This window comes from Micromonospora sp. CV4 (genome assembly GCF_003667455.1).
In the GTDB taxonomy this organism is placed as follows: domain Bacteria; phylum Actinomycetota; class Actinomycetes; order Mycobacteriales; family Micromonosporaceae; genus Micromonospora.
Genome location: NZ_RCVI01000118.1, coordinates 1 through 5,184, shown reverse-complemented (window position 1 = coordinate 5,184; position 5,184 = coordinate 1). Strand labels below are relative to the sequence as shown.

Genomic DNA, 5,184 nt, shown 5'->3' with positions numbered 1-5,184 from the left:
ACGAGATGCAGCGTAGTCTCGTGGGCTCGGAGAGGTGTATAAGAGGTGGGTGCCGGGGACGGCCGGGCGTCGGGGTTGGTCGGTCAGCGCACCGCCGCGACCGCGGCGTCCGGGCCGCCGCGCCACACCGTGCCGACCTCGCTGAAGCCGGCCGCGGTCAGGGTGGCCAGGTGCCAGGAGACCGGCGGGTTCCACTCGGGGCTGTGCCCGGTCGGGTAGATGGCGTGCCGCTGAGCGACCAGCGGGGCGAGCACCGGGTCGGCGCCGGCCCGTTCCCACCAGTCCGACCAGGACAGCACCGACCCGGCCGCGTACCGGGCGGCCCGCCGGTCCCGGGCGCGGTCGAGCAGCCGCTTGGTCAGCTCCGGCAGGGTGTCGTCGGGCATGTGGTCGGCGTTGACGAAGATCCCGCCCGGCCGCAGCAGGTCGCGGATCTCGCCGTAGAGCCGGCCGAGCCGCTCGGCCGGCAGCCAGTGCAGCGCGGTGGCGGTGAGCACGGCGTCGTACTCGCGGTGGGGCAGCGCCGACAGCCATTCGGGGGCGCCGAGATCGGCGGTGACCACTGTGGCCCGGTCCGTGAGGGAGGCGCGGGCGATGGCCAGCAGCGCCGGGTCGAGGTCCACCAGGGTCACCTCGGCGGTGGGGAACCGCGCCAGCGTCCGCAGGGAGATGGTGCCGGTGCCGCCGGCCAGATCGAGCACGCGCGGTGGCCGGCCGTCGCGGACCGCGTCCACCGCGTCGAGCATGGCGGTGAACCGGTGCTCCCGGTCCGGCAGGTACGCCTCCTGCTGGCGGTCCCAGCTCTCCTGCCACGCCGACGCATCCGTGATGTAAGGAGTCATGACGATCAGGCTAGTTACGGCGTCGGTCGCCTGTCCAGACCTTGTTGCACATGACTTGCAATTGCGAGAGAATGGCAACGCGATGATCACTGGGGCGCCGGGCCGGTCATCCGTCCGGCCCGGCGCTTCGACCGCCGCGCCGGGTGGGCGCCTGCTGGGCGTACCGCATGATGCGCAGCTGCGACGGCGGCACGGTGGGAAGCCGAATGCCCGGCAGCACCAGCGCGACGATGGTCGGCGCCGGGCCCGCCGCGGTCAGCGTGAACCCGCCGAGCAGCGCGGTGAGCACCGCCAGGACGTTGACGAGGGTGCGCGACAGGGACCTGTCAGCCGCCCGACCGCCCGACCGCCCCGCCGCCGAGCGGGTTGCCGGCGAAGAGCCCGACTCCGGCCCACCCACGACCAGGTGCTGGCGGGTGCGCTGACCGACGCCGAGGCCACCCCGGACTGGCCGCGCCGCACCGGTTGCCGACACCCGGCTGACCGGGCACACCCTGGTGGACGCCCGGAGAACCCCTGACCGGCGCGGCGTACCTTACCCGGGTCGGCCGGTGTGGAACCGGCCGTGCCCGGTGGACAGGAGGCAGGCATGCAGGACCGCACCCCTCGGCCCGAGGAGTTGGAGCCGATCGAGCGAGCCGGCATCGACGAGCTACGCGACCTGCAACGCGAGCGGCTGCGCTGGTCGCTGCGGCACGCGTACGACAACGTCCCGCACTACCGCCGGGCGTTCGACGCGGCCGGGGTGCACCCCGACGACTGCCGGGACCTCGACGACCTGGCCCGCTTCCCGTTCACCGGCAAGGCCGAGCTGCGGGACAACTATCCGTTCGGCATGTTCGCCGTGCCCCGCGAGCGGGTCGCCCGGCTGCACGCCTCCTCGGGCACCACCGGCCGGCCGACCGTCGTCGGCTACACCCGCGACGACCTGCGGACGTGGGCCCGGCTGATGGCCCGGTCGATCCGTGCGTCCGGCGGGCGTCCGGGCGACCGGGTGCACGTGGCGTACGGCTACGGGCTGTTCACCGGTGGGCTCGGCGCGCACTACGGCGCCGAGGAACTGGGCTGCACGGTCATCCCGGTCTCCGGTGGCATGACCGAACGCCAGGTCATGCTGATCCGCGACTTCGAACCCGAGGTCATCATGGTCACGCCCAGCTACATGCTGGCCATCGTGGACGAGATGCAGCGCCAGGGCGTCGACCCCCGGACGACCTCGCTGCGGGTGGGCATCTTCGGCGCGGAGCCGTGGACCGAGGACATGCGCCGGGAGATGGAGCACCGGCTGGACATCCACGCGGTCGACATCTACGGGCTCTCCGAGGTGATGGGCCCGGGTGTGGCCACCGAGTGCGTGGAGACCAAGGACGGGCTGCACCTCTGGGAGGACCACTTCTACCCGGAGATCATCGACCCGGTCACCGGGGCGGTGCTGCCCGACGGCGAGCAGGGCGAGCTGGTCCTCACCTCGCTGACCAAGGAGGCGATGCCGGTCGTCCGGTACCGGACCCGGGACCTGACCCGGCTGCTGCCGGGCACCGCCCGCCCGATGCGCCGGATCGAGAAGATCACCGGCCGGACGGACGACATGATGATCGTGCGGGGGGTGAACATCTTCCCGACCCAGATCGAGGAGCTGATCCTGCGGACCCCGCAGTTGTCGCCGCACTTCCAGTGCGTACTCGACCGGCAGGGCCGGCTGGACACCCTGACGGTGCGGGTCGAACGGCGGGCCGAGGTCGCGCTGGACGCCGCCGAGCGTGCCGGCGCGACCCTGGTGGAGCTGGTGAAGAACACCATCGGTGTGAGCGTGGCGGTGCAGGTGCTCGCCCCGGACGGGGTGGAGCGCTCGGTGGGCAAGATGCGGCGCATCGTTGACCAGCGGCGGGCCGGCTGACGTGGCGGAACAGCGCAACCCGGCGTACGACATGTTCGCCGCCGACGCGGCCTCGCGCGGCCTCGGCATCGAGCTGGTCGAGGCCGCCGACGGCGCGGCGGTGGCCCGGATGCGGGTGACCGAGTGGATGCTCAACGGTCACGCGATCGCCCACGGCGGCTTCGTCTTCCTGCTCGCCGACACCGCCTTCGCGCTGGCCTGCAACAGCCGGGGCCCGGTCACCGTCGCGGCCGGGGGTGAGATCACCTTCGTCCGGCCGGCCCGCGGCGGGGACCTGCTCACCGCCCGCGCCACCGAACGCACCCGTTACGGCCGCAGCGGCATCTACGACGTCACGGTCACCCGGGACGACGGCGAGGTGGTCGCGGAGTTCCGGGGCCGCAGCCGGACACCGGCGGCGCCACCGTCGACATAGGATCCGTCCATGCGTGTCCTGGTGGTCTCCGCGCCGCTCGTCGGCCACGTCTTCCCGCTGGTGCCGCTCGCCGTCGCGCTGCGTGACGCTGGCCACGACGTGCTGCTGGCGACCGGTGGCGGTGGCCTGGCGGCCGCCGACGCCGGCCTGCCGGTGCACGACGTGGCGCCGGGCTTCGACTTCGGCCGGATCGCGCTGCGCGTGCTGCCGCGCCACCCGCTCATCGCTCGCGCCGAGCTGGCCGGCACGGCCGGCACCCGAGGCGCCGGCCTGCTCTTCGGGGCACTCAACGACCAGCTCACCGACCCGGTCGTCGCGCTGGCCACCCGGTGGCATCCGGACCTGGTCCTGCACGAGCCGTTCGCGGTGGCCGGCGCGGTGGCCGCCGCCCGGCTGGGTGTGCCGGCGGTCCGGCAGGAGAACGCCCTCTTCGACGGCCGGGACCTGGTCCGCGCCACCAGCGCCCGGCTCGGCGCCGCGCTGCGCCGGCACGGCCTGACCGAGCTGCCTCCGCCCGCCGCGGCCCTCGCCGTGGCCCCGCCCAGCGTGACCACGCAGGACGGCTGGCCGATGCGGTACACCTCCTACGTCGGCGGCGGCGAGCTGCCGGCCTGGCTGCGCGAGCCGGGCGACCGGCCCCGGATCCTGGTCACCCGCAGCACCCTCACCGGCCCCGGCGACCGGGGGCCGATGCCCGCCGTGGTCGCGGCCGCCGCCCGGGTGGACGCCGAGATCGTGCTGGTCCGGCCGGACCGGCGCTCGACCCGTGTGCTGCCCGGTAACGTCCGGGTGGTCGACTGGATCCCGCTCGACGAGGCCCTGCCGGCGAGCGCGGCGCTGGTCCACCACGGCGGGGCGGGCAGCGCCTTCGGCGCCCTCGCCGCCGGCCTGCCGCAGCTGGCCACCGTCGGTCCGGGGGACCGGCGGCACAACGCGGAGCTGGTGGCCCGTCGAGGCGCCGGCCTGGCACTGCGCCCCCGCGACATCACCCCGCAGGCGCTGACCCGGCTGCTCACCGACGACGGCCTGCGGACCGCGGCCGGGCAGGTCGGCCGCGAGATCGCCGCGATGCCGCCGCCGTCCGAGCTGGTGGCCCGGCTGGCCGCGCTGGTCTGACGGCCGCCCCGCGTGCCCACGCCGCACTGCCGTCCAGCTGGGGCAGGATGACCGGATGCGACACGTCGTGCTGTTCCACTCCGTGTACGGGCTGCGGCCCGCCGTGCGCGCCGCCGCGGACCGGCTGCGCGCCGCCGGGCACCGGGTCGTCACTCCCGACCTCTACGGCGTCCAGGCCGCCGACACCGTCGAGGAGGGCTTCGCGCTGCTCGACAAGATCGGCCAGGAGGTGGTGCTCGACCGGGCCCGGGCGGCGCTGCGGGAGCTGCCGGCGGAGACCGTGCTCGCCGGGTTCTCGATGGGCGCCGGCGTGGCCGGGGCGCTCCTGGCCGAGCGCCCCGACACCGCCGGTCTGCTCCTTCTGCACGGCACCGGTGGCGCGCCGGAAGCCGTCCGCTCCGGGCTGCCGGTGCAGTTGCACCTCGCCGACCCCGACCCGTACGACGCGCCGGACGAGGTCGACGAGTGGCAGCGGGCGATGACCGACGCCGGCGCCGACCTGACGGTGTTCCGCTACCCGGGCGTGGGGCACCTGTTCACCGACCCGGACGTCGCCGAGTACGCCCCCGACGCCGCCGCGATGACCTGGCCACGGGTGCTGGCCTTCCTCGCCGCCGCCTGAGCGTCGAGGGCGTCCAGCAGCTGCTCCCGGGCGGGGTCGTGGGTCACGCGGACGCGGCGAGCCCGCCCAGCGGGTGTATCAACGGCGGGCGCGGTACGGCGCGTGCCACGCCGGGCGCGGCACGGACGACGGTCAGCGCGCCGCGCCGACGCAGGGGCCGCGGCACGGACGACTCCGGCACGACGGGCGCCGCCGGGACCGGTGCCGGCGTCCGGTACACGCCCGGGCTCCGGTCGCCGCCCGCGATGGAGCGCAGCGCCGGCGTGGTCACCTGCGCCGTGCGGGTCGGGGC

At 75.1% G+C, this 5,184-nt stretch carries 7 protein-coding genes; 4 read left to right on the top strand and 3 right to left on the bottom strand.

Annotated elements, in window-relative coordinates:
* Positions 1-83: 83 nt before the first annotated feature.
* Positions 84-842, bottom strand: a complete 759-nt coding sequence (locus tag EAD98_RS01200; protein WP_121652242.1) for a trans-aconitate 2-methyltransferase — start codon at positions 840-842, stop codon at positions 84-86.
* A gap of 106 nt (positions 843-948) precedes the next feature.
* A complete protein-coding gene (locus tag EAD98_RS01195) occupies positions 949-1,131 on the bottom strand; it encodes a hypothetical protein (RefSeq protein ID WP_121652241.1) in 183 nt (60 codons plus the stop codon).
* A 300-nt stretch (positions 1,132-1,431) separates the two neighbouring features.
* Here EAD98_RS01195 and paaK point away from each other — a divergent pair, with 300 nt between their 5' ends.
* From paaK to EAD98_RS01175, 4 genes are read left to right on the top strand one after another with little or no spacing between them, the layout of a single operon-like run.
* On the top strand, positions 1,432-2,739 hold the full coding sequence (paaK, locus tag EAD98_RS01190; RefSeq protein ID WP_121652240.1) for a phenylacetate--CoA ligase PaaK: 1,308 nt from the start codon (positions 1,432-1,434) through the stop codon (positions 2,737-2,739).
* Positions 2,740-2,770: 31 nt separating this feature from the next.
* Positions 2,771-3,154 (top strand): hydroxyphenylacetyl-CoA thioesterase PaaI, encoded by a 384-nt coding sequence (gene paaI, locus EAD98_RS01185; protein ID WP_121652243.1) that lies wholly within the window; start codon positions 2,771-2,773, stop codon positions 3,152-3,154.
* 9 nt (positions 3,155-3,163) lie between these two features.
* On the top strand, positions 3,164-4,270 hold the full coding sequence (locus EAD98_RS01180; protein ID WP_121652239.1) for a nucleotide disphospho-sugar-binding domain-containing protein: 1,107 nt from the start codon (positions 3,164-3,166) through the stop codon (positions 4,268-4,270).
* A 55-nt stretch (positions 4,271-4,325) separates the two neighbouring features.
* Positions 4,326-4,892, top strand: coding sequence for a dienelactone hydrolase family protein (locus EAD98_RS01175; RefSeq protein WP_121652238.1), 567 nt, complete (start codon positions 4,326-4,328; stop codon positions 4,890-4,892).
* Between the two features lie 43 nt (positions 4,893-4,935).
* On the opposite strand, the gene EAD98_RS30840 is transcribed toward EAD98_RS01175, so the two are convergent.
* Positions 4,936-5,184, bottom strand: a 249-nt coding sequence (locus tag EAD98_RS30840) for a hypothetical protein (RefSeq protein ID WP_199723203.1), incomplete at its 5' end; no start/stop codon positions are given.